Origin of the sequence: Streptococcus oralis (assembly GCF_026782285.1) — a bacterium.
In the GTDB taxonomy this organism is placed as follows: domain Bacteria; phylum Bacillota; class Bacilli; order Lactobacillales; family Streptococcaceae; genus Streptococcus; species Streptococcus oralis_CG.
The window spans coordinates 52623-71948 of the sequence record NZ_JAKUWG010000007.1 but is presented as its reverse complement, the minus strand read 5'-3'; the positions used below and the strand labels follow the sequence as shown (position 1 = coordinate 71948).

The 19326-nt window shown below is 42.3% G+C and carries 20 protein-coding genes; 3 read left to right on the top strand and 17 right to left on the bottom strand.

Translation table 11 applies throughout. The features are described 5' to 3' along the window. Positions 1–24: 24 nt before the first annotated feature. From MK403_RS05440 to MK403_RS05415, 6 genes are all read right to left on the bottom strand, one after another. Complete coding sequence (locus tag MK403_RS05440) at positions 25–405, bottom strand: RidA family protein (protein ID WP_001140420.1); 381 nt, start codon at positions 403–405, stop codon at positions 25–27. 9 nt (positions 406–414) lie between these two features. Continuing rightward, the gene (gene yihA / locus MK403_RS05435; protein WP_268709198.1) at positions 415–1002 is read right to left on the bottom strand and encodes a ribosome biogenesis GTP-binding protein YihA/YsxC; all 588 of its coding nucleotides are present in this window, start codon (positions 1000–1002) and stop codon (positions 415–417) included. 8 nt (positions 1003–1010) lie between these two features. Continuing rightward, positions 1011–2243: an ATP-dependent Clp protease ATP-binding subunit ClpX gene (gene clpX / locus MK403_RS05430; RefSeq protein ID WP_002874765.1), complete on the bottom strand. Its 1233-nt coding sequence runs from the start codon at positions 2241–2243 to the stop codon at positions 1011–1013. Positions 2244–2444: 201 nt separating this feature from the next. Further along, positions 2445–2951, bottom strand: coding sequence for a dihydrofolate reductase (locus MK403_RS05425; RefSeq protein ID WP_125424607.1), 507 nt, complete (start codon positions 2949–2951; stop codon positions 2445–2447). A 118-nt stretch (positions 2952–3069) separates the two neighbouring features. Beyond that, complete coding sequence (cmk, locus tag MK403_RS05420; protein ID WP_125424606.1) at positions 3070–3744, bottom strand: (d)CMP kinase; 675 nt, start codon at positions 3742–3744, stop codon at positions 3070–3072. A gap of 9 nt (positions 3745–3753) precedes the next feature. Beyond that, positions 3754–4248: an SAG1386/EF1546 family surface-associated protein gene (locus tag MK403_RS05415; RefSeq protein ID WP_125424605.1), complete on the bottom strand. Its 495-nt coding sequence runs from the start codon at positions 4246–4248 to the stop codon at positions 3754–3756. A gap of 45 nt (positions 4249–4293) precedes the next feature. Between MK403_RS05415 and MK403_RS05410 the strand changes: the two genes are divergently transcribed. Further along, the gene (locus MK403_RS05410; RefSeq protein WP_080566872.1) at positions 4294–4497 is read left to right on the top strand and encodes a ferredoxin; all 204 of its coding nucleotides are present in this window, start codon (positions 4294–4296) and stop codon (positions 4495–4497) included. 82 nt (positions 4498–4579) lie between these two features. On the opposite strand, the gene MK403_RS05405 is transcribed toward MK403_RS05410, so the two are convergent. From MK403_RS05405 to MK403_RS05380, 6 genes are all read right to left on the bottom strand, one after another. After that, entirely contained in the window at positions 4580–5545 is a 966-nt protein-coding gene (locus tag MK403_RS05405; RefSeq protein WP_268709197.1) for a glycosyltransferase family 2 protein, read from the bottom strand. Position 5546: 1 nt separating this feature from the next. Then, the gene (galE, locus tag MK403_RS05400) at positions 5547–6566 is read right to left on the bottom strand and encodes a UDP-glucose 4-epimerase GalE (protein WP_268709196.1); all 1020 of its coding nucleotides are present in this window, start codon (positions 6564–6566) and stop codon (positions 5547–5549) included. Between the two features lie 101 nt (positions 6567–6667). Then, positions 6668–7771: an NAD(P)/FAD-dependent oxidoreductase gene (locus MK403_RS05395; RefSeq protein WP_268709195.1), complete on the bottom strand. Its 1104-nt coding sequence runs from the start codon at positions 7769–7771 to the stop codon at positions 6668–6670. A 16-nt stretch (positions 7772–7787) separates the two neighbouring features. Next, positions 7788–8585, bottom strand: coding sequence for a Nif3-like dinuclear metal center hexameric protein (locus MK403_RS05390; protein WP_268709194.1), 798 nt, complete (start codon positions 8583–8585; stop codon positions 7788–7790). Beyond that, complete coding sequence (locus tag MK403_RS05385) at positions 8572–9249, bottom strand: tRNA (adenine(22)-N(1))-methyltransferase (protein WP_268709193.1); 678 nt, start codon at positions 9247–9249, stop codon at positions 8572–8574. Before MK403_RS05385 ends, MK403_RS05390 begins: the two co-directional genes overlap by 14 nt. Before the next feature lie 101 nt (positions 9250–9350). Further along, positions 9351–11687: a cation-translocating P-type ATPase gene (locus tag MK403_RS05380; protein ID WP_268709192.1), complete on the bottom strand. Its 2337-nt coding sequence runs from the start codon at positions 11685–11687 to the stop codon at positions 9351–9353. A gap of 133 nt (positions 11688–11820) precedes the next feature. Here MK403_RS05380 and MK403_RS05375 point away from each other — a divergent pair, with 133 nt between their 5' ends. Together MK403_RS05375 and MK403_RS05370 are read left to right on the top strand one after the other, a co-directional pair. After that, positions 11821–12570, top strand: coding sequence for a lysophospholipid acyltransferase family protein (locus MK403_RS05375; RefSeq protein ID WP_268709191.1), 750 nt, complete (start codon positions 11821–11823; stop codon positions 12568–12570). 223 nt (positions 12571–12793) lie between these two features. After that, entirely contained in the window at positions 12794–14158 is a 1365-nt protein-coding gene (locus MK403_RS05370; RefSeq protein ID WP_268709190.1) for an LPXTG cell wall anchor domain-containing protein, read from the top strand. Positions 14159–14705: 547 nt separating this feature from the next. Here MK403_RS05370 and MK403_RS05365 read toward each other — a convergent pair. From MK403_RS05365 to rpsO, 5 genes are all read right to left on the bottom strand, one after another. Continuing rightward, a complete protein-coding gene (locus MK403_RS05365; protein WP_268709189.1) occupies positions 14706–15398 on the bottom strand; it encodes an alpha/beta hydrolase-fold protein in 693 nt (230 codons plus the stop codon). Continuing rightward, positions 15379–16389: an ABC transporter substrate-binding protein gene (locus MK403_RS05360; RefSeq protein ID WP_268709188.1), complete on the bottom strand. Its 1011-nt coding sequence runs from the start codon at positions 16387–16389 to the stop codon at positions 15379–15381. Before MK403_RS05360 ends, MK403_RS05365 begins: the two co-directional genes overlap by 20 nt. A gap of 19 nt (positions 16390–16408) precedes the next feature. Beyond that, entirely contained in the window at positions 16409–17164 is a 756-nt protein-coding gene (locus MK403_RS05355) for an ABC transporter ATP-binding protein (RefSeq protein WP_268709187.1), read from the bottom strand. Between the two features lies 1 nt (position 17165). Next, on the bottom strand, positions 17166–18212 hold the full coding sequence (locus MK403_RS05350) for a FecCD family ABC transporter permease (protein WP_268709186.1): 1047 nt from the start codon (positions 18210–18212) through the stop codon (positions 17166–17168). Between the two features lie 821 nt (positions 18213–19033). Continuing rightward, positions 19034–19303, bottom strand: coding sequence for a 30S ribosomal protein S15 (gene rpsO, locus MK403_RS05345; RefSeq protein ID WP_001018251.1), 270 nt, complete (start codon positions 19301–19303; stop codon positions 19034–19036). Positions 19304–19326: the final 23 nt, after the last annotated feature.

Here is a 19326-nt window from a genome sequence, read left to right as displayed (position 1 = left end):
TGGCAGAGCCAAACTTCAACTAGCTTATCCAATCTCTGCGATCACTTCAATTTCGACTTTTACATCACGAGGAAGACGTGCAACTTCCACAGCTGAACGAGCTGGAAATTCCTCTTTAAAGGCCGTTTGGTAAACCTCGTTAAAAGGAACAAAGTCATTCATATCGCTCAAGAAGCAAGTTGTTTTGACAACATGGTCAAAGTCTGTTCCTGCTTCTGCCAAAATAGCACCGATATTTTTCAAAACTTGTTCGGTCTGTTCTTGGATCGTTTCTCCAACTATTTCCCCAGTTTCAGGAGATAGGGGAACTTGACCGCTAGCAAACAAAAGATTGCCAACGATTTTCCCTTGAACATAAGGTCCTATAGCCTTTGGAGCTTTGTCTGTATGAATTGTTTTTGCCATTTCTTTCCCTCACAATTTTTCTAATATTGCATTCCAAGCTTCATCCATCCCTGCCTTGCTGACAGATGAAAAGAGGATGAAGTCGTCACTTGGGTCAAAGTTTAATTTCTTTTTGATTGCTGATTCGTGCTTGTTCCATTTACCACGAGGAATCTTGTCCGCCTTGGTCCCAACGATGATGACCGGAATCTCATAATACTTAAGAAATTCATACATCTGTATATCATCTGCTGACGGGTCGTGACGGAGATCCACCAAACTGACCACGGCACGGAGATTTTCCCGAGTTGTCAGGTACTCCTCAATCATGCGCCCCCACTTTTCACGTTCCTTTTTGGAAACGCGGGCATAGCCATAACCTGGTACATCCACAAAACGCATCTTGTCATCAATGTTAAAGAAGTTAAGGAGCTGGGTTTTCCCAGGTTTCCCTGAAGTACGGGCTAGATTCTTGCGGTTGAGCATGGTGTTGATAAAGCTGGACTTCCCAACATTTGAACGACCTGCAAGGGCAATCTCTGGCAGTTCATCCTGCGGATAGTGGGACTTGTTGGCTGCACTGAGCAAAATTTCAGCATTGTGTGTATTGATTTCCATAGTCACCTCTAGGCTGTTTCTAGGATTGGTTTTTCCGTTCCATCGACAGCTTCTTTTGTGATGCGGACTAATTTCACATTTTCCTGACTCGGTACTTCAAACATAACATCTAGCATGGTTTCTTCGATGATGGAGCGAAGACCACGCGCACCCGTTTTGCGTTCGATGGCCTTATTGGCGATTTCTTGTAGGGCTTCGTCGTCAAATTCCAACTCGACATCATCATAAGATAGCAAGGTTTGGTATTGTTTGACCAAGGCATTTCTTGGCTCTTTCAAGATACGAACCAAGTCATCGACTGTCAATTGCTCAAGAGCTGCAAAGACAGGCAAGCGTCCAATCAACTCAGGAATAATACCGAATTTTTGAATATCTTCGGCAATAATTTCTTGCATGTAGGAGCTGTTTTCATCAATCGCCTTGTTATTTTGGCCAAAACCGATGACTTTTTCTCCCAGACGTTGTTTAACGATTTCTTCGATGCCATCAAAAGCACCACCCACGATGAAGAGGATATTTTTAGTATCCACCTGAATCATCTCTTGTTGCGGATGTTTGCGTCCACCTTGAGGCGGTACACTGGCTACAGTTCCCTCAATAATCTTGAGAAGAGCTTGTTGTACCCCTTCACCCGAAACATCACGTGTGATAGACACATTCTCACTCTTCTTGGCAATCTTGTCAATTTCATCCACGTAGATAATACCACGTTCTGCACGTTCGATGTTAAAGTCAGCGGCCTGCAAGAGTTTGAGGAGGATATTTTCCACATCCTCACCCACATACCCAGCCTCAGTCAGAGCTGTCGCATCAGCAATAGCAAAAGGTACATTCAAGCTCTTAGCCAAAGTCTGAGCCAAGAAAGTTTTCCCAGAACCAGTTGGACCAATCATCAAGATGTTTGACTTCTGCAAATCCACATCTTCTGACTCTTCACGCGTATCGTGGAAATTGATGCGTTTATAGTGATTGTATACAGCCACTGCCAAGGCACGTTTGGCACGATCTTGACCAATCACATAGTGGTTTAAGATATTGAGGAGTTCGATTGGTTTTGGTACTTCAGACAAGTCTGCCAAAACTTCCTCGGCCAACTCCTCCCGAATGATTTCTTGGGCCAACTCCACACATTCATTACAGATAAAGGCGTTGTTCCCAGCGATTATTTTCTTTACTTCTTCTTGGCTTTTGCCACAAAATGAGCAATAAACCATCATATCATTTTTCCTATTTGTAGGCATGATTTCCTTCCATTCTAATTTATCATTCTATCTAAAATAAGGTCATATAAAAAGCGTGGACACTGTTCACCAGATTGGTAAAAGCATTCAACCAGAGTAAAGCAGACAGTCCATAGCGCTTCTTACGAAAAGCCTGTGCTCCAGTCAAAATACAGATCACACACAAAAAAGCTGTAAAAAATCCAAATATACTGCGCTCCATTAGACTTCCTTTCTATCTCGGTATTCGATGGTAAAATCATAGTCGTTTTTCTCATCTCGGGTGTAAGATTTGCTTGCTACTGTCTCAAAACGAGACAAGTCAAACTCCTCAGGGAAATAGGTATCTCCCTCTACCTGAGCATGAATCTGCGTCACAATGATTTCATCTAAATACGGCTCAAAAGCCTGAAAAATCTGCTTTCCGCCAATGATGTAGAGATTTTTTTCCTGACTCTGATACCACGCTAAAACAGACTCCACATCTTGAAATACGAGTGCCCCATCTATGACTTCTTCGCTATTGCGCGTTAAAATCAGGGTTTGACGTTTTGGAAGCAGACGACGTCCCATGCCATCAAAGGTCACTCGCCCCATCAGTATAGCATGATTCAAAGTTGTTTCCTTAAAATGTTGTAATTCTGCTGGCAAATGCCAAGGAAGACGGTCTTCTTTACCAATCACACCTTTTTCATCTTGGGCCCAAATGGCTACGATTTTCTTTGTCATGCTTCCATCCTTTTTATTGATACTACTATTTTATCAAAAAACTCCTAAAAAGACTGGTTTCAAATGCTCCCCAAAGAGAGAAAAGAAGCAGGCTAGCCTTAGCCTGCTTCACCTGTCACTAGGACATGCGTTTTTTTGCTTCTGATTCAATTTTTTCGACCACTTCTTGGATACTCAATCCAGTTGTGTCAAGGTAAACTGCATCCTCCGCTTGTTTGAGAGGCGAGGTTTCGCGATGACTATCTTTGTAATCACGTGCCGAAATCTCTTCTTTCAGAGTTTCCAGGTCCGTCTCAATACCTTTAGCAATATTTTCCTTGTAACGACGCTCTGCTCTTTCATCAACAGAAGCCACTAGGAAAATCTTGAGTTCAGCTTGTGGTAAAACAACTGTCCCGATATCACGCCCATCCATGACGATACCACCTTGCTGGGCAATCTCCTGTTGGAGAGAAACCAGTTTCTCACGTACTTCAGGAATGGCAGCAATGCTTGAAACCTTGTTGGTCACTTCATTTTGACGAATCGGATGAGTAATCTCAACATCCCCTACAAAGACAAGCTGTTCTCCAGTTTCTGAACGTCCAAAACTAATGGGGTGTTGGTTAAGAAGCTCAAGAAGTTGGTCTACATTTCCTGCATCCAACTGGTGTTTGAGAGCTATATAAGTCGCAGCACGGTACATAGCACCCGTATCGAGATAAGTGTAACCAAAATCCTTAGCGACAATCTTTGCGACTGTACTCTTACCACTAGAAGCAGGACCATCAATAGCAATTTGAATTGTCTTCATTTCCGACTCCTATCTAGTCTTGATGACATCACCAGGGTTGGCAAACCAAGTTCCTGATGACATATGAGAAGGATTTAGAGCTTCTAGCTGGGCAATGGAAATCCCTGCACGCTGAGCGAGAGCTGCTTCTCCTTCTCCAGGTTGCACAGTAAGCGTTCCTTCACCCTCTGTGTGTTCTTCTGAACTGCTCTCTGAAGATGTTGATTCTTTCGTTTCTTGAGCTTTACTAGTAGAGGAAGAAGACTCTTCCACTTTAGAGGTTGACGATGGAGCTGAAGAATCATAAAAATCCTTCAAAGCTGCCGTGCGGTTACTTCCTCCAGTAGAAAGGTAAATCAATACGACAACCATCGCTACAACGATTACAAAGAAGAGGCTAGCTAGAATGGTCAAGACACGATTGGCAACAACGCCTTTCCCTTTTTGTTTACGGCGACGACGATCTGTTCTTGATTCTTCCTCATTGTTTTCATAAATATCTTCTTGCCACGGTTCTTTTTCCATACCTTACTCCTTGTATTTTTTAAACTTTCTTATTACAATATAAATATGAAACTCACACTTATACCCGAACGGTGCATCGCCTGCGGGCTTTGCCAGACCTATTCTGAACTCTTTGATTACCATGATAATGGGATCGTTCGCTTTTATGATGATCCTGATGAACTGCAAAGAGAAATCGCTGAGACCAGCGATGTTCTGGAGGCTATCAAACAGTGCCCTACACGTGCACTTCTCAAAGATCCATCATAGTTTAAAAGGGAGATTGATTTTGTAGATTCTTTTTATCACTTTAATCCCTTCATCTACTAGTTTAGCATATTTCTAGGTAAAATTATAGTCTTTTCTGGTTATTTTTCCCTTCGAAAATAGAAAGATCACTTTTTTCTTTGACGAGATAGAGTGGTCTTTTTTTGGTCTCTAGATAAATCTTGCTGATATACTTACCGAGAATCCCAATAGTCAGGAGTTGAATCCCTCCAAGAAAGAGAATGACAGCCATCAGAGAGGTCCAGCCAGATGTCGGATTCCCCAAGATAAGGGTCCGAAATACCACAAAAACAGTCATCACAAAAGAAATAAAACAAGATAGAAGTCCCGCTACAAAGGCTATACTCAAGGGAAAATCTGAAAAGTTGAGAATCCCTTCAATCGAGTAGAAAAAGAGCTGTCTAAAACTCCAACTAGTCTTGCCAGCCTGTCGTTCAACGTTTGGATAATCAAGATAGTGCGTTTTAAAGCCCACCCAGGCAAAGAGTCCCTTAGAAAAACGATTGGACTCGGTCAAGGCTAAAATAGCATCCACCACAGATCTTCTCATCATCCGAAAATCACGAACACCTGATGGCAGGGCTACTGGGCTGATTTTTTGCATGAGGCGGTAAAAGATGTCAGCGCAGAAACTGCGAAAGAAGGGTTCTCCCTCCCGACTGGTTCTCCGTGTCCCAATACAGTCTAAATCTGCATTCTGGTCTAGTAAGGCTTTCATTTCAAGCAACATACTAGGAGGATCCTGGAGGTCTGCATCCATCACGACCACTAGGTCTCCAGTCGCATGCTGCAAGCCTGCATACAGAGCCGCTTCTTTCCCAAAATTTCTCGAGAAAGAGATATAATGTACCGCAGGATTTTGTACCCGATAGGCCTTCAAAAGCTCCAAAGTGCCATCGCTTGAACCATCATCCACAAAGACATACTCGATCTCTGCTCCTAATTCTGGAAGCAGTGCTTCAACAGACTGATAAAAAAGAGGAAGTACTTCCTCTTCGTTTAAACAAGGGACAATGATTGAAATCATCATCTTAGTCTTCAAATCCATTTGGATGCTTGCTTTGCCAACGCCAGGCGTCTTCACACATTTGGGTGATGTCGAGTTCCGCTTCCCAACCGAGTTCTGCTTTAGCTTTTGCTGGGTCTGAGTAGCAGGCAGCGATATCACCTGGGCGGCGTTCTACGATGCGGTAAGGAATTGGGCGTCCCACCGCTTTTTCCATGTTTTGGATAATTTCAAGAACAGAATATCCTTTACCAGTTCCAAGGTTATAAACGTTTAGACCTGAACCTTTTTGGAGTTTTTTCAAAGCTGCAACGTGACCTTTAGCTAGATCTACGACATGGATATAGTCACGAACACCGGTTCCATCTTCCGTATCGTAATCATCTCCGAAAACTTGTACTTGCTCTAGTTTGCCCACTGCTACTTGTGAAACATATGGCAAGAGATTGTTTGGAATTCCGTTAGGATTTTCTCCCAAGTCACCACTCTCATGTGCTCCGATTGGGTTAAAGTAACGAAGCAAGACCACATTCCATTCTGAGTCCGCTTTGTAGATATCCGTCAAAATTTCCTCTAACATGAGCTTAGTACGACCATATGGATTGGTCACTGAAAGTGGGAAATCTTCCAAGATCGGAACTGTATGAGGGTCTCCGTAAACTGTCGCAGAAGAACTGAAGATGATGTTCTTACAGTTATTTTTTTCCATGGCTTTTAGAAGGCTGACAGTTCCTGCGATATTGTTGTCATAGTAGGCAAGAGGGATGCGTGTTGATTCGCCAACAGCCTTCAAACCAGCAAAGTGAATCACACCAGTCGGCTCTTCCTGCTTGAAAATATCTCTTAGGGTATCTGTGTCACGGATATCTGCCTCATAGAAAGGAATCTCAACTCCTGTAATTTTTTCAACAACTTCTAAACTCTTACGATTGCTGTTGACAAGATTATCCACCACAACAACTTGATGACCTGCTTGGATCAATTCAATAACAGTGTGAGTTCCGATAAATCCGGCACCACCCGTTACCAAAATCTTTTCTTGCATCTTTTTTCCTCGATTCTCAGATTATTTTTTCTTATTTTACCATTTTTGACAGGGAATGTCATTTGCCATCCTAAACTACCTGCTAAAATTTCAGTAAAATTTTATTCACTTTTTACTCGTTTGACATAGTTTGCAATTGGATAGTTTACTGGATCCAAGGTCAACTCCTTGTCTTGGACCAGCTGGGCTAAGTGGTAACCAATGATAGGACCCGTTGTGAGGCCTGATGAACCTAGTCCACTAGCCGCATAGACACCTGCTAAGCCAGGTACTTGCCCAAAGAAAGGCGAGAAATCACGAGTATAGGCACGGATTCCCACACGTTCAGCTCTGGAAGTCGCTTTAGCTAAGGCTGGATAGTGAGGCAAGGCTGCCTCCTCCATTTGTTGTAGCAAAGTTTCATCTACCGTCAAGTCAAATCCCATGTCATTTTCATGAGTAGCTCCTAGGGACAATTTCCCGCCTGCAAAAGGAATTAAATCCCACTCTCCTTCTGGCATGACAACAGGGTAAGATTCTAGGTCTTGAGAAATCTGATAGTCTCGGAGTTGTCCCTTTTGGGGACGAACATCTACCTCATAACCTAAAAGTTCCAAAATATCCCCCAACCAAGCTCCCGTAGCCAAAATAACCTGATCAAATACATCTTCGCCAATCTGGTAACCTGATGCTAAAGGTGTCAGACTCACTTTTTCTTTGACCAGCTTGACCTGACTGGCTTCTAGTAGACGATTCACTAAGAGCTGGCCATCCACCCGTGCCCCACCAGAAGCATAGAGCAGGCGGTCAAATCCCTGCAAATCAGGGAATAATTCATTTGCAGACGCTTGGTCCAAAATAGCTAACTGGCCTATCAAGGGAGATTCTTCCCTGCGCTGAAGGGCTAGTTCATAGAGCTCTTCCAACTTGGATTCATCCTTTTTCAGGAGAAAGACTCCCGAACGCTGGTAAAAGTCAATTTCCTTACCAGACTTTTCTAAACCAGCCAACAAATCCACATAAAAGTCAGCCCCCAAGCGCGCCATCTTGTACCAGGCTTTATTGCGGCGTTTGGAAAACCAAGGACTGATAATTCCTGCTGCTGCCTTGGTAGCCTGACCCTGTCCATGGTCAAAAACGGTCAGCTCTAGGTCACTTTCTTTCGAGAGGTAGTAGGCAGCTGTTGCACCCACAATCCCTGCTCCAATAATGGCAACTTTTTTCATTGTCTTCACCTTCTAACTAGATATGGTGGAAAGGATTAGTCGATGCCTGACTAGGCAAGATATCAATAGTCCAGCCCTTTTCTGCCTTCCATTGAGTAAGGAGTTCAGCGATTCTTTCTACAAAAAGGATTTCGATATAATGTCCTGGATCCAATGCCAACAAGCCATCAGACAACATATCCTGGGCAGTGTGGTAGTAGATGTCACCAGTTATATAAACATCTGCTCCCTTTGTTAAAGCATCCTTATAGAATGACTGTCCACTACCACCACAGATGGCCACTCTTGAAATTTCCTTCTTCAAATCACTTTCTTGATAATGCACCATTCGAAGGCTATCTAGGCCAAAGACTTGCTTGACATGACTGGCAAATTCTCCAAAGGTCTGAGGCTGAATATTCCCAATCCGCCCAATCCCACGTTCAGGGCCCGTCTCCTGCAGATAAGTCGACTCCTCGATTCCTAACATCTGGCAGAACCAGTCATTGAGGCCATTCTCGACAATGTCGATATTAGTATGACTGACATAAACGGCAATGTCATGTTTGATGAGGTCGATGTAAATCTGATTTTGCGGACGGCTGGCGACCAAGTCCTTTATCGGACGAAAGATCGGCGCGTGCTTGACGATAATCAAGTCTACATCCTTTTTAATGGCCTCTGCCACCGTCTCTTCGCGAATATCAAGGGCAACCATGACTCTTTGGATATCCTTGTCTAGAGTACCGATTTGCAGACCACGGCTGTCTCCCTCCATAGAAAATTCCTGAGGGCAAAAAGCTTCATAAGCTTGTATTACTTCACTTGCTAGCATGGAGTACCTCCTTGATGGCTTGAATTTTATCTACAAGAACTTGACGTTCTTCTCTATTTTTCTCTGGGATTTTGTCAAGAGCAACCTCTAACTTAGCTACTTCTTTTTGCCACTTTTGAACGAAGACTGGGCTGATTTCTTTGGACAAGAAAGGTCCAAAGCAAACATCACTGGCTGATAGCTTCATTTGTCCTGCTTCCACAACTAGAATTTCATAAAACTTGCCAGCTTCTTCTAAGATGCTTTCTGCCACAATCTGAAAATCGTTGCCCTGTAGCCAGATGCGCAAGTCGTCTTCACGATTATTGGGTTGGAGGATTAAACGTTCTACACTCGCAAGTTTATCCAATCCTTCTTCCAATATGGTCGCAATCAAACGGCCACCCATACCAGCAATGGTGATAACCGATACTTGGTCAGTCTCTTCAAATGCCGCTAAGCCATTGGCTAAACGAACTTGGATTTTCTCCTTTAGACCGTGAGCCTCAATATTTTTAATCGCAGACTGGTAGGGACCTTCCACCACCTCACCTGCAATGGCAGCTTCAATTTGACCTCTCTCGACCAACTCGATAGGCAGATAAGCATGGTCACTCCCCACATCTAGTAAAATGGACCCTTGGGGCACAAAGGAGGCCACCAATTCTAATCTCTTTGAAATCATCTTCTCTCACTTTCCAAAACTCTATTACCTCTTATTATACCACATTTCAGCTAGCAATCTTGTCATCAAAAAGACCGCAATCCACAGATTGCAGCCTTTCTTTATTTTTTCGCTTGGTAACGACTGGTTAGAATGAAAATCACTGTAAAGACCAGCATCATAGCTCCATAAACAGGTAGCGTTTGTCCAGTCAAGGTCGAAATTTCAAGCAGTTTTTGAATTCTTGGGAAGAGAGCTGTGGCTAGGAAGCCTCCAACTGACCAAACAATCAAGAGCACACGCCAGAGGGTGAATGGCATGCAGGCTCTAAATACGGATAAGAAACCGATAGACCCGAGGAGATAATAGAGTAGGGTTGATATTTCTAACTCAGACCAACCTTGACTCGTTCCAAAAATTTTCACAAAGAGAACACTGAACACAACCATGAGGGCACTTGGTAGGGCACGAAGCATGGATCTTCTGAGGAAATTTGGCTCAACAGGTTTGATATTTCGCTCAAAAGTCAAGACAAATGGCGGGAAACCTTCCACGAACTGGTCGATCATGGTAATCTGAATGGGAATAAAAGGGAAAATTAAGATCCATTCAGACCGTCCCAGAAGAGCACTGGCGATACAGATGACTGCGAGCAAGAAGGAATAGATGGTCTTTATCAAGAAAATCGGAGCAATATGAGCAATGTTATTGACCACGCGACGACCTTCAAAGAGAATCTCAGGAACGTCATTAAAGTCTGAGTTCAAAAGAACTAGATTGGCAATCTGACGAGTTGCAGGATCTCCCTCAGCCATCACGATAGAACAATCCGCCTCACGAAGGGCCAGAATATCATTGACTCCGTCTCCTGTCATAGCCGTTGTATGACCTGCTTTTTTCAGGGTTTGGATGATGAGTTTCTTTTGATGAGGGGAAACACGTCCGAAAATAGCTGTCTCTTCAGCCATGGCAATCAATTCCTCATCCGTGATTTTTGAACAATCTACATAGCTGTGATAGTCTGCAAAACCAGCCTTCTGGGCAATGCTGGAAACCGTAACTGGATTGTCGCCAGAGATAATCTTGAGGCCCACTTCCTGAGAACGGAGATAGTCCAGCGTCTCGGCTGCTCCTTCTCGAATGGGGTCCAAGATCTCCAGCAGGGCCAGGGCTTGAATGTCAGACGGTTTCTGTGGTTTGTGATGGTCTAGTTTTTCCTGACTGAGTGCCAAGACCAAGAGGCGCGAGCCTCTCTCCAAGGCCTCTCTGGCTTCAGGGACTTCAGAGTCCAACAACATCTCAGGTGCCCCTAAAAAAACCGTCCCCAGACCTTCTAACTCCATAGCTCCCCACTTACGGTCGCTTGAGAAAGGAAGATTCGAAAGCATAGGATAGGAAACCTGACCTTGGAAACGCTGGCGAATGGCTTGGGCCGTTGGATTTTTATCCTCACTAAGAGCGATGTAGCTAGTTAGAATACTGGCAATAGTCTCTTCACCATAAGTTTCCGTCAGAGGAAGAACAGCCTCCACCTGCATCTTTCCTTGGGTTATGGTGCCCGTCTTGTCCAGACAGAGCATATCCACGCGCGCTAAGGTCTCAACAGAGTACATCTCCTGCACCAAAACCTTTTTCAAGCCCAGCTTGATCACCGCAGTCAAGAGCGAAGTAATGGTCAAAAGGGCAATTCCCTTAGGCAACATTCCCAAAAGGGCTGTTGACGAATTTACAACCGATGACTTGAGGGGCAAGCCTTTTAACATCAAGGCTTCTAGCAAGAGAGCTAGACCAAAGGGAATGATAATCTTCCCAGTAAAACCAGCTAGCTTGTCAAGCGATTTCATGATACGGGAGTTAATGGGTTTCACTGTCTTAGCTTCCAGCATGAGTTTGGAAGCATAGTTGTCTGCTCCGACATGGTGGACTTGAGCCAAAACTGCGCCACTGGCTAGGAAACTCCCTGATAAAAGCAGAGCATCCACTTCCTTTTGCACCAAATCACTCTCCCCCGTCAACATGGCTTCATTGACTTCTGCGAAGCCTTCCAGAACCAGAGCATCACTAGGGATTTGCTCTCCCGCAGACAAACGAATGACATCTCCTAGGACCAATTCTTCTGGATTAAGGGCGACTTCCTGGCCATCACGGATGGTTTTGACCTTTTCCTTGGTCATGAGATTGAGCTTGTCCACCATGTGTTTGGCCCGTAGCTCTGTCACAATTCCAGAAAAAGCGTTAAAGCATATAACGGCAAAGAAAACCAGATTGCTCCAAGCCTGCACAAAAGCCAGCGCTAGAGCGATAACAAAGTTTAATGCGTTAAAAAGGGTAAAGACATTTCGTTTAACGATTTGCCAAGTACTGGTACTGGCCGAAGCGGTAAAGTCATTGACCAAACCTTGAGCCTGTCTTTCCTTGACTTCTCTTTGGGTTAATCCCATTATCTTATTTTTATCCATAAATTCTATCATATCATTTTTTCTAGCAGAATTCTAATCTCATCCAAAAACTGTTGGCTGATAACTGAAAAAGTTTGCCAGTAGTCTTTTGATAAGGTATAATAATAAAAGCAATACAATCGAAGGAGATCTCATGTTTTATACTTATTTGCGTGGACTGGTCATGCTGATCTTGTGGTCCATCAATGGCAATGCCCACTATCACAATACTGATAAAATCCCTAGCCGCGACGAAAACTATATCCTCGTTGCTCCTCATCGTACTTGGTGGGATCCTGTTTATATGGCCTTTGCGACTAAGCCAAAACAGTTCATCTTTATGGCCAAAAAAGAGCTGTTTAACAACCGCATCTTTGGCTGGTGGATTCGTATGTGCGGCGCCTTTCCTATTGATCGGGAAAATCCTAGCGCTTCTGCTATCAAGTACCCTATCAACGTCCTCAAAAAAAGCGACCGTTCTCTCATCATGTTCCCAAGCGGAAGCCGTCACTCAAACGATGTCAAGGGTGGAGTAGCCTTGATTGCTAAAATGGCCAAGGTTCGTATTATGCCTGTCGCCTACACCGGTCCCATGACCTTGAAGGGCTTGGTTAGCCGTGAACGTGTCGATATGAACTTTGGAAATCCTATCGATATCTCAGACATCAAGAAAATGAATGATGAAGGAATCGAAATGATTGCAGACCGTATCCAAGCAGAATTCCAACGTTTGGACGAGGAAACCAAGCAATGGTACAATGATAAAAAACCAAACCCACTCTGGTGGTTTGTCCGAATCCCTGCCCTCATCCTTGCTGTGATTGTTGGTATCCTAACGATTATCTTTAGCTTTATCGCAAGCTTTATCTGGAATCCAGATAAGAAGAGAGAGTCTCTTGGTTAAGACAATGAGAACCGCTACACAAAAACTCGATTTTAAGAGAAAATCCAGCAAGCCTTTCCATAAGAAATGCATAGCATCAATGTTTTTGGACACTTGTTGCTATGCATTTTTATGATCTTTATCCCTGTATAACCAGAAGAAAACTCTACATTCTATATAGAAATTTTTGACAAATTACTTTGATTTTGATATCATATTATTAAAAAAGGGGAGGATTTTTATAATGAATCATAAACATTCTTTATTCGGGAAGTGCAAGTCTGTTTTATTGACGGTTGCTCTAGCGTCTACCTTTACAGCAATGGGGCAAGTTGATGCTGATGAGGTAAAGAATCCAAGTCAAGTTGCTAATGATCTTGCTCAAGTAGGTTCAAATGAACTTTCCACTAAAACTACTCAAACTAATCAACAAATTTCCGAAACAGTTAAGGAGATTCAAGATAAAGTTAATGTCTCTGTAGTACCACTTGATAAAGCTCAACCTGGTGATATAGTTAAAGTAACTACTACTTCAACGGACGCCAAGGTAGATACTAAAGAAAACGCAACTGGTACAGAAGCAACTGCCAAAGCAGAGACTTCTGTAAGTGTTGAAACAACTCATTTAGCTGCTAAGGGAACTGCCGTTGGAGAAAAGACACCTGTTACAACAACAAAGACTGTTACAGATCACGTTAATACAGATGACTATGTAGCTAATGTTACTCAAACTATCAAGAAAACTACATTTGAAAAAGTTTTGAAAGAAGCAGATGTAATAATTACTAAACAAGCGGCTGGTTCTGCAGATATCGTCTTTACTATTGATAAGTCAGTTTCAATGGATTCTTCTATTCAAAATGTTGTACAGAATATCGAGAACTTTGTCCGTGATTTGGCTAATAAAAAAGTTGATGCTCGTCTTGGCTTAATCGCGTATGAGGCTGCTGACAATGTTCAATATTTCGATTTTAATGGATCTAAATTCACTAAGAATGTAGAGGAGTATATTAAGGCGCTTAGATCTATTCGAACATACGGCGGAACAGAAGAGCCTACAGTCCCTCTACATCATATTGCAACCTCAAAAGATTATGATTGGTCTACAGCTTCTAATAATCGTCGTTTTGCATTCTTAATTACTGATGAAAGTATTGATTTCCGTACCCCAGGCATTCCAACAGTAGAAGAGACTCTGAAAGCTCTTAAAGCAGCAGATATTTCTCTATCAGTTGTAGGGATGAGATACACAGAATCGACCTTCAAACCTTTAGTTGAGGGGACAAAAGGGCTTTATCTTAATATTAATCAAGAATTTTCTAGTCTTTTAAATCGTGATTTTACAAATCATGTTGTTAAGACTGTCCAAGAAGGACGTGTTTACCGCGTCGTAACAGAGAGATATGACTTCTTAACAGAGGCGCATGTAGTACTTAAACCAAAACCTATCGGAAGTACAAAGGCAGTTTATCATACTTCTACACTTTCTAATAAGGTATCTGAATTACCCAAAACTGGTGAAGCGGCATCTTCTAATTTATCTGTACTTGGAGTTGCCTTAATTGCAGTAGCCTCTGGTTTGACTGTTGGTGTTAAGAAAAAAGATTAAAGAGATTCTTTTCATATAGAAGGTGGAGGAAAGGAGTTTTGCACCATTTAGATTCTTTGCCAACTATAACAAGAAAAATAGTTAACAATGAGAGAGGGCCTCTTGGTCTTCTCTTTTAATATATTCAGAGCAAATTTCATATTCTACTCTATCATCTCAAAAAGATTTTGTACCTCTTTCTTTAGAAATAAAAGAGTATTTTCTTTTATCGAATAAATTCATGATGAAAATATCAGTCTTCAAAAATACATATACCTAGTGTTAGTAATATGAAAATGATTGAAATTAAAGTGTGTGATTTTCTACAAATATCTATCATTTCATCAATCCTATGATATTCTTAATAAGTCTCGTCTGCTCCTTTCTAATGACAATCCGGTCACTTTTCATTATAGAACATGTATTTTTCTGCATTCAAAGAAACTCTAAAATCATAAAAACGCATAATATAAGAAATTCAAAGAGTTCAATATTATGCGTTTTATTATGGAAAGTTTTACTGGATTTTCTCCTCAAATTTAATTTTTGCCTTGTCTCTTCTCTTACTTTATTCAATCTCCCATTTCTTTGCTAACCAGCTAGAAAAGGCTAGAAATCGCTCAGCAACTTGCTCATGATGCCCATAAGGATCAAATACAAATTGACCAGTCGGATAGTGTTTCCGAATACAAGTATGGATTTCCTCAGCATAAACTGGCGCTTGAGCCAGACGATTGCTATGATGGGCTCCTTCTGTTTGACCATTCTGTAAATACAGCAAACAGTCTAGATTTTTCACCTTTTCTTCCTTGCAATAAGTCGTAAAATCAGGATACCAAAAGGAACCGCAGATAGAAAAGACACAGGAGACCTTGTCAAAATGGAAAAGACTGTATACAGCCGCCAAACCACCTAGTGAGTACCCTCCATAGGCAAGGCGATTTTTGTCCAGACGATAAAGCGACTGCAACTTATCTAAAAGACCTCCAAATAAATGACCATGATAGGCATTTGCCTGACCACCAAAATCTGGAGCCCCCTCTCTCAGAGCAGATGCCTTCCAGGGAGTGTAGTCATCTAGGCGATGTTTAGAGGTCAAGCCCACTAAAATCACAGATTCTGAAAGGGAAGATAGAAAATCCAAGTTTCCATCATTCAGGAGAATAGCTGGATAGGTTTGGTTGGGATCATAGGTCGAAGGAAGGCTGACCTTGACTTGGATCCCTTCCCAATCAAACTCATTATTTATTGATAAAGTCATTGATTTTCTCAAGGGAATCAATCACTGCTGGACCATAGTCCATCAACTCATCGTAAGAGATAGTCATGATTTTTTGATTCTTAATTGCAGGAACGTTTTCCAAAACAGCATTTTTCTTCATCAACTCTACTGCGTTGGCATCCAATTTTTTATTACGGTCGCTGGTTACATAGATAATCAACTCAGGATCCATTGACACGAGATTTTCCAAGGTCAAGCCTGAGGTTCCCGTTGCAACATTGGTATAACCAAGTTGATTCAACAAGCTTTCTTGCAAAGCAGACTTGTAGGCACCAAAGGTTTCATCATTATAAGCAACCATAATCAAAGCCTTTTTCTTTTCACCTTGGCTTGTTAGGTTTGCTTTCTTAACAGCGTCAATTTTAGCTTGTAATTGGGCTGCGTATTCATTGGCCTTGTCCTGAACATTGAAAATCATTCCAAGATTTTTGACATCTTCTACAATATTCCCCAAATCTTGCTGATTCGTTGAAAGAGAGGCTTTTTGCGTATAGACTGGGATTTTGTTTTCATTCCAAGTGCTAACTGTCCCCAACGATTTTTCAGAAAACATCATGTTTCGACCCATCACAGCATCTGGTTCATAAGAAAGGACTGTCTCTTGTGAGACTGTTTTTTTATCACCGATTTGAGGAATCGTCGCGATCGCGTCCTTGTATTTGTCCGTCACAGCATTGTCAGGGTTGAGCATGCCAGCAATTTTATCCTTCAAGCCTAGCTCCAATAAGATTTCAGTAGTTGAAAGATTGTTGGTGATAACTTTTTCAGGTGCCTTGTCAAAGACTTGTTCGACTTCATTTCCCTTAGCATCATAGGTCTTGACCGTTAACGGATAAGTCGTCTCTGTGCTGGCCTTTTGACTTGTTTCTGTGCTAGACTGTGTAGTAGCTTTTTCTGTAGTAGTATTACCACAAGCTGCCATGGTTAGGGTAGCTACTGTTACGAGTAAAATGCTTAGTGTTTTTTTCATCTTATTTTCCTTTTCATTCTTATAAATAGTGAATCATAGCTTGCTGATCCTCGGTCCAAGTAACCTGACTTTGAACTCCGTATACAGTTTGCAATGACTCAGGGGTAATGGTCTCCTTTGGAGTCCCTTGGTAAAGGATTTCCCCCTCTTTCATCAGGTAGAGATAATCCGAATAGCGACAAGCAAGTTGAATATCATGCAGGACAGCTAGAACATTGACCTTGAGATTCTTCACAATGGCCAATAAGTCTAGCTGATACTTGATATCCAGGTGATTGGTTGGTTCGTCCAGGAGCAAGAGAGTCGGCTCTTGCGCCAAGGCGCGGGCTAGTAAGACTCGCTGTTTCTCTCCCCCTGACAGGGACGAATAGAGACGAGCTTTCTTCTCGAGCATATCCACCTTGACGAGAGCATCTTGAACAAGGGCATAATCCCTTTCCTTTTCCTTCTGTAAAAAAGAGAGGTGGGGAGTTCTTCCCAGCAAGACGATTTCCTCAACTGTACAATCAAACTGCAATTGATTAAACTGGGTGACAACTGCCATTTGCTTGGCTGTTTCTTTGAGTGACCAATGCTCCAGCGGCTTTCCATCTAGGCTTATCAAGCCTTTGTCCGCCTTTTCCTGACGATAGAGGAGTTTAAGCAGACTGGTTTTTCCACTTCCATTTGGTCCTAGTATCGTATGAAATTGATGCCCTTCAACTTTAAGAGAAACTCCTTTGAGAATTTTTTTCTCTCCCAGTCCAAAGTGGACATCCTGACAAATCAAGTCCATATCAGGTCCTCACCTCCCTTCGCCTACCTCCAACAATGTAAATAAAGAAGGGAGCACCTACTAAGGCTGTGAAAATACCAATTGGCATCTCAGCATTGGGAATGATGACACGAGAAAGTACATCTGCCCAGACGACAAAGAGGGCACCCAGTAAGGTCGCAACGGGAAAAAGTCTCCTGTAATTCGTTCCTACTAACCCTCGAGCTAAGTGAGGAGTAATCAGACCAACAAATCCAATAATCCCACAGGTTGCCACTAAGACTGCTGTCAGCACAGCCACCATGGTCACATAAAGATACCAATAAAAGCATAAGGGAATTCCCAAAGTTAAAGCAGCCTCATCTCCCATCATCATCGCATTGAAAACACGATACTGAGTAGAGAAAAATAGAAAGGTCATTACTACTACTATAGTTGGCAGGACTAAGTCAGACCAGTTAGTTCCGGCAAGCGAGCCCATGGTCCAAAACTTAATGGTCATCACACTGTCAGCATTAGCACCAACTGAGATAATAAAGTTGGAAAAAGCCAGAAAGAGAGCATTGACCACCGTTCCTGATAAGATCAGACTAGAAGTTGTCATCCTGCCCTGCATAGAGGCAATGATGAGGACAGCAATTGTTGCCAAAATAGCTCCAAGAAAAGCTCCAAGGCTAATCATCACTTTCAAACCAAGAATGATGCTTAAGGTTGCTCCTAGAGTTGCCCCCGCAGAGATTCCTAAGACATAGGGCTCAGCGATAGGATTGTTCACTGTAGACTGCATCACGCTACCACACATGGAAAGACCAGCCCCTACTATCAGACCCAGCAATACTCGGGGGAATCTCATGTTCCATACAATAGCAAGAGTGGACTTGGAAACCTCTCCTATCTCAAGAGGAAACCCCAACCTGCTCAAAATAATCCGATAGGTATCGCCTAGATCAATCGCAACAGATCCCATAGAAACTGCTAGAAAGAGCGAAATCCCTAAAGCAGCTAGCAAAACACCTAAAAGTAACACAAATTGCAGGTCCCTTCGGCTTCCAGAAAATTTGGAAAGCATGCAAGCCTCCTTTGATTGAATCTTAAAAATTTAGAAAATTCTCATGAAAAGTATACCATATTTCTACTAGATGAACAAGGATGGAAATATATATAGAAAAAGCCCTCCGAAGACAGAGAGCTAATTTGAGCCTGGGCTAACATCCTAGTGAAAAAGATGAAACTCCTTGTGTTCATCAAACACTGTGTCGTTTCCCTATTTTCATACGGATTTTTGGCGCCCTTAGCATCATGATTCTTGCTGGATAAAACGTTTATAGACTAGGCGGCAAGCCGAAGATTGTACGAAAATTTTAGTGAAATAAAAAATCTCCCCGAAGGGAGATGATCTGGTTTATTTTACCTTACAGTGCTAGGAACCGTAACCGAAGATTATACTTGAGTATATCGAGGTAGGGTGACAAAAGTAAAAAAGCTACCCAATTTAGAGTAGCTTCATTATCAAGATATGCTCAATTGAACACGGCCTAAGCAAGCGGATAAAAACAAAAAGCCCTCTGAAATCAGAGAGCTTTATTCTTGCTGGATAAAACGTTTATAAACTAGGCGACAAGCCGAAGATTGTACGAAAATTTTAGTGAAACAAAAAATCTCCCCGAAGGGAGATGATCTGGTTTATTTTAACTTACAGTGCTAGGAACCGTAACCGAGGATTATACTTGAGTATATTGAGGTATGGTAACAACATAAAAAGCCCTCTGAAATCAGAGAGCTTTATTCTTGCTGGATAAAACGTTTATAGACTAGGCGACAAGCCGAAGATTGTACTGATGGTACATCGAGGCGAAGGTAACGAAGTATAGAAACGTTTTAGACGCAAGATTAACGACGAAGTCCTAGAGAGTTGATCAACTCACGGTAACGGTTAACGTCGTTTTTACGCAAGTATGCAAGCAAGTTACGACGGCGACCGATTTTCTTCATCAATCCACGGTAAGTAGCGTGGTCTTTTTTGTGTTGTTTGATGTGTTCGTTAAGGTGGTTGATTTCCCAAGTAAGGACAGCAACTTGAACCTCTACTGAACCTGTATCACCTTCGTGACGTGCATATTGTGCGATGATTTCATTTTTTTTCTCTTTTGAGATTGCCATGATGTTTCTCCTTTTTATTTGGC

Excerpts from the sequence above, each read along its gene's own strand:
- MK403_RS05440 (WP_001140420.1), bottom strand. The coding sequence starts at position 405 with ATGGCAAAAACAATTCATACAGACAAAGCTCCAAAGGCTATAGGACCT.
- yihA (WP_268709198.1), bottom strand. The coding sequence starts at position 1,002 with ATGGAAATCAATACACACAATGCTGAAATTTTGCTCAGTGCAGCCAAC.
- clpX (WP_002874765.1), bottom strand. The coding sequence starts at position 2,243 with ATGCCTACAAATAGGAAAAATGATATGATGGTTTATTGCTCATTTTGT.
- MK403_RS05425 (WP_125424607.1), bottom strand. The coding sequence starts at position 2,951 with ATGACAAAGAAAATCGTAGCCATTTGGGCCCAAGATGAAAAAGGTGTG.
- cmk (WP_125424606.1), bottom strand. The coding sequence starts at position 3,744 with ATGAAGACAATTCAAATTGCTATTGATGGTCCTGCTTCTAGTGGTAAG.
- MK403_RS05415 (WP_125424605.1), bottom strand. The coding sequence starts at position 4,248 with ATGGAAAAAGAACCGTGGCAAGAAGATATTTATGAAAACAATGAGGAA.
- MK403_RS05410 (WP_080566872.1), top strand. The coding sequence starts at position 4,294 with ATGAAACTCACACTTATACCCGAACGGTGCATCGCCTGCGGGCTTTGC.
- MK403_RS05405 (WP_268709197.1), bottom strand. The coding sequence starts at position 5,545 with ATGATGATTTCAATCATTGTCCCTTGTTTAAACGAAGAGGAAGTACTT.
- galE (WP_268709196.1), bottom strand. The coding sequence starts at position 6,566 with ATGCAAGAAAAGATTTTGGTAACGGGTGGTGCCGGATTTATCGGAACT.
- MK403_RS05395 (WP_268709195.1), bottom strand. The coding sequence starts at position 7,771 with ATGAAAAAAGTTGCCATTATTGGAGCAGGGATTGTGGGTGCAACAGCT.
- MK403_RS05390 (WP_268709194.1), bottom strand. The coding sequence starts at position 8,585 with ATGCTAGCAAGTGAAGTAATACAAGCTTATGAAGCTTTTTGCCCTCAG.
- MK403_RS05385 (WP_268709193.1), bottom strand. The coding sequence starts at position 9,249 with ATGATTTCAAAGAGATTAGAATTGGTGGCCTCCTTTGTGCCCCAAGGG.
- MK403_RS05380 (WP_268709192.1), bottom strand. The coding sequence starts at position 11,687 with ATGGATAAAAATAAGATAATGGGATTAACCCAAAGAGAAGTCAAGGAA.
- MK403_RS05375 (WP_268709191.1), top strand. The coding sequence starts at position 11,821 with ATGTTTTATACTTATTTGCGTGGACTGGTCATGCTGATCTTGTGGTCC.
- MK403_RS05370 (WP_268709190.1), top strand. The coding sequence starts at position 12,794 with ATGAATCATAAACATTCTTTATTCGGGAAGTGCAAGTCTGTTTTATTG.
- MK403_RS05365 (WP_268709189.1), bottom strand. The coding sequence starts at position 15,398 with ATGACTTTATCAATAAATAATGAGTTTGATTGGGAAGGGATCCAAGTC.
- MK403_RS05360 (WP_268709188.1), bottom strand. The coding sequence starts at position 16,389 with ATGAAAAAAACACTAAGCATTTTACTCGTAACAGTAGCTACCCTAACC.
- MK403_RS05355 (WP_268709187.1), bottom strand. The coding sequence starts at position 17,164 with ATGGACTTGATTTGTCAGGATGTCCACTTTGGACTGGGAGAGAAAAAA.
- MK403_RS05350 (WP_268709186.1), bottom strand. The coding sequence starts at position 18,212 with ATGCTTTCCAAATTTTCTGGAAGCCGAAGGGACCTGCAATTTGTGTTA.
- rpsO (WP_001018251.1), bottom strand. The coding sequence starts at position 19,303 with ATGGCAATCTCAAAAGAGAAAAAAAATGAAATCATCGCACAATATGCA.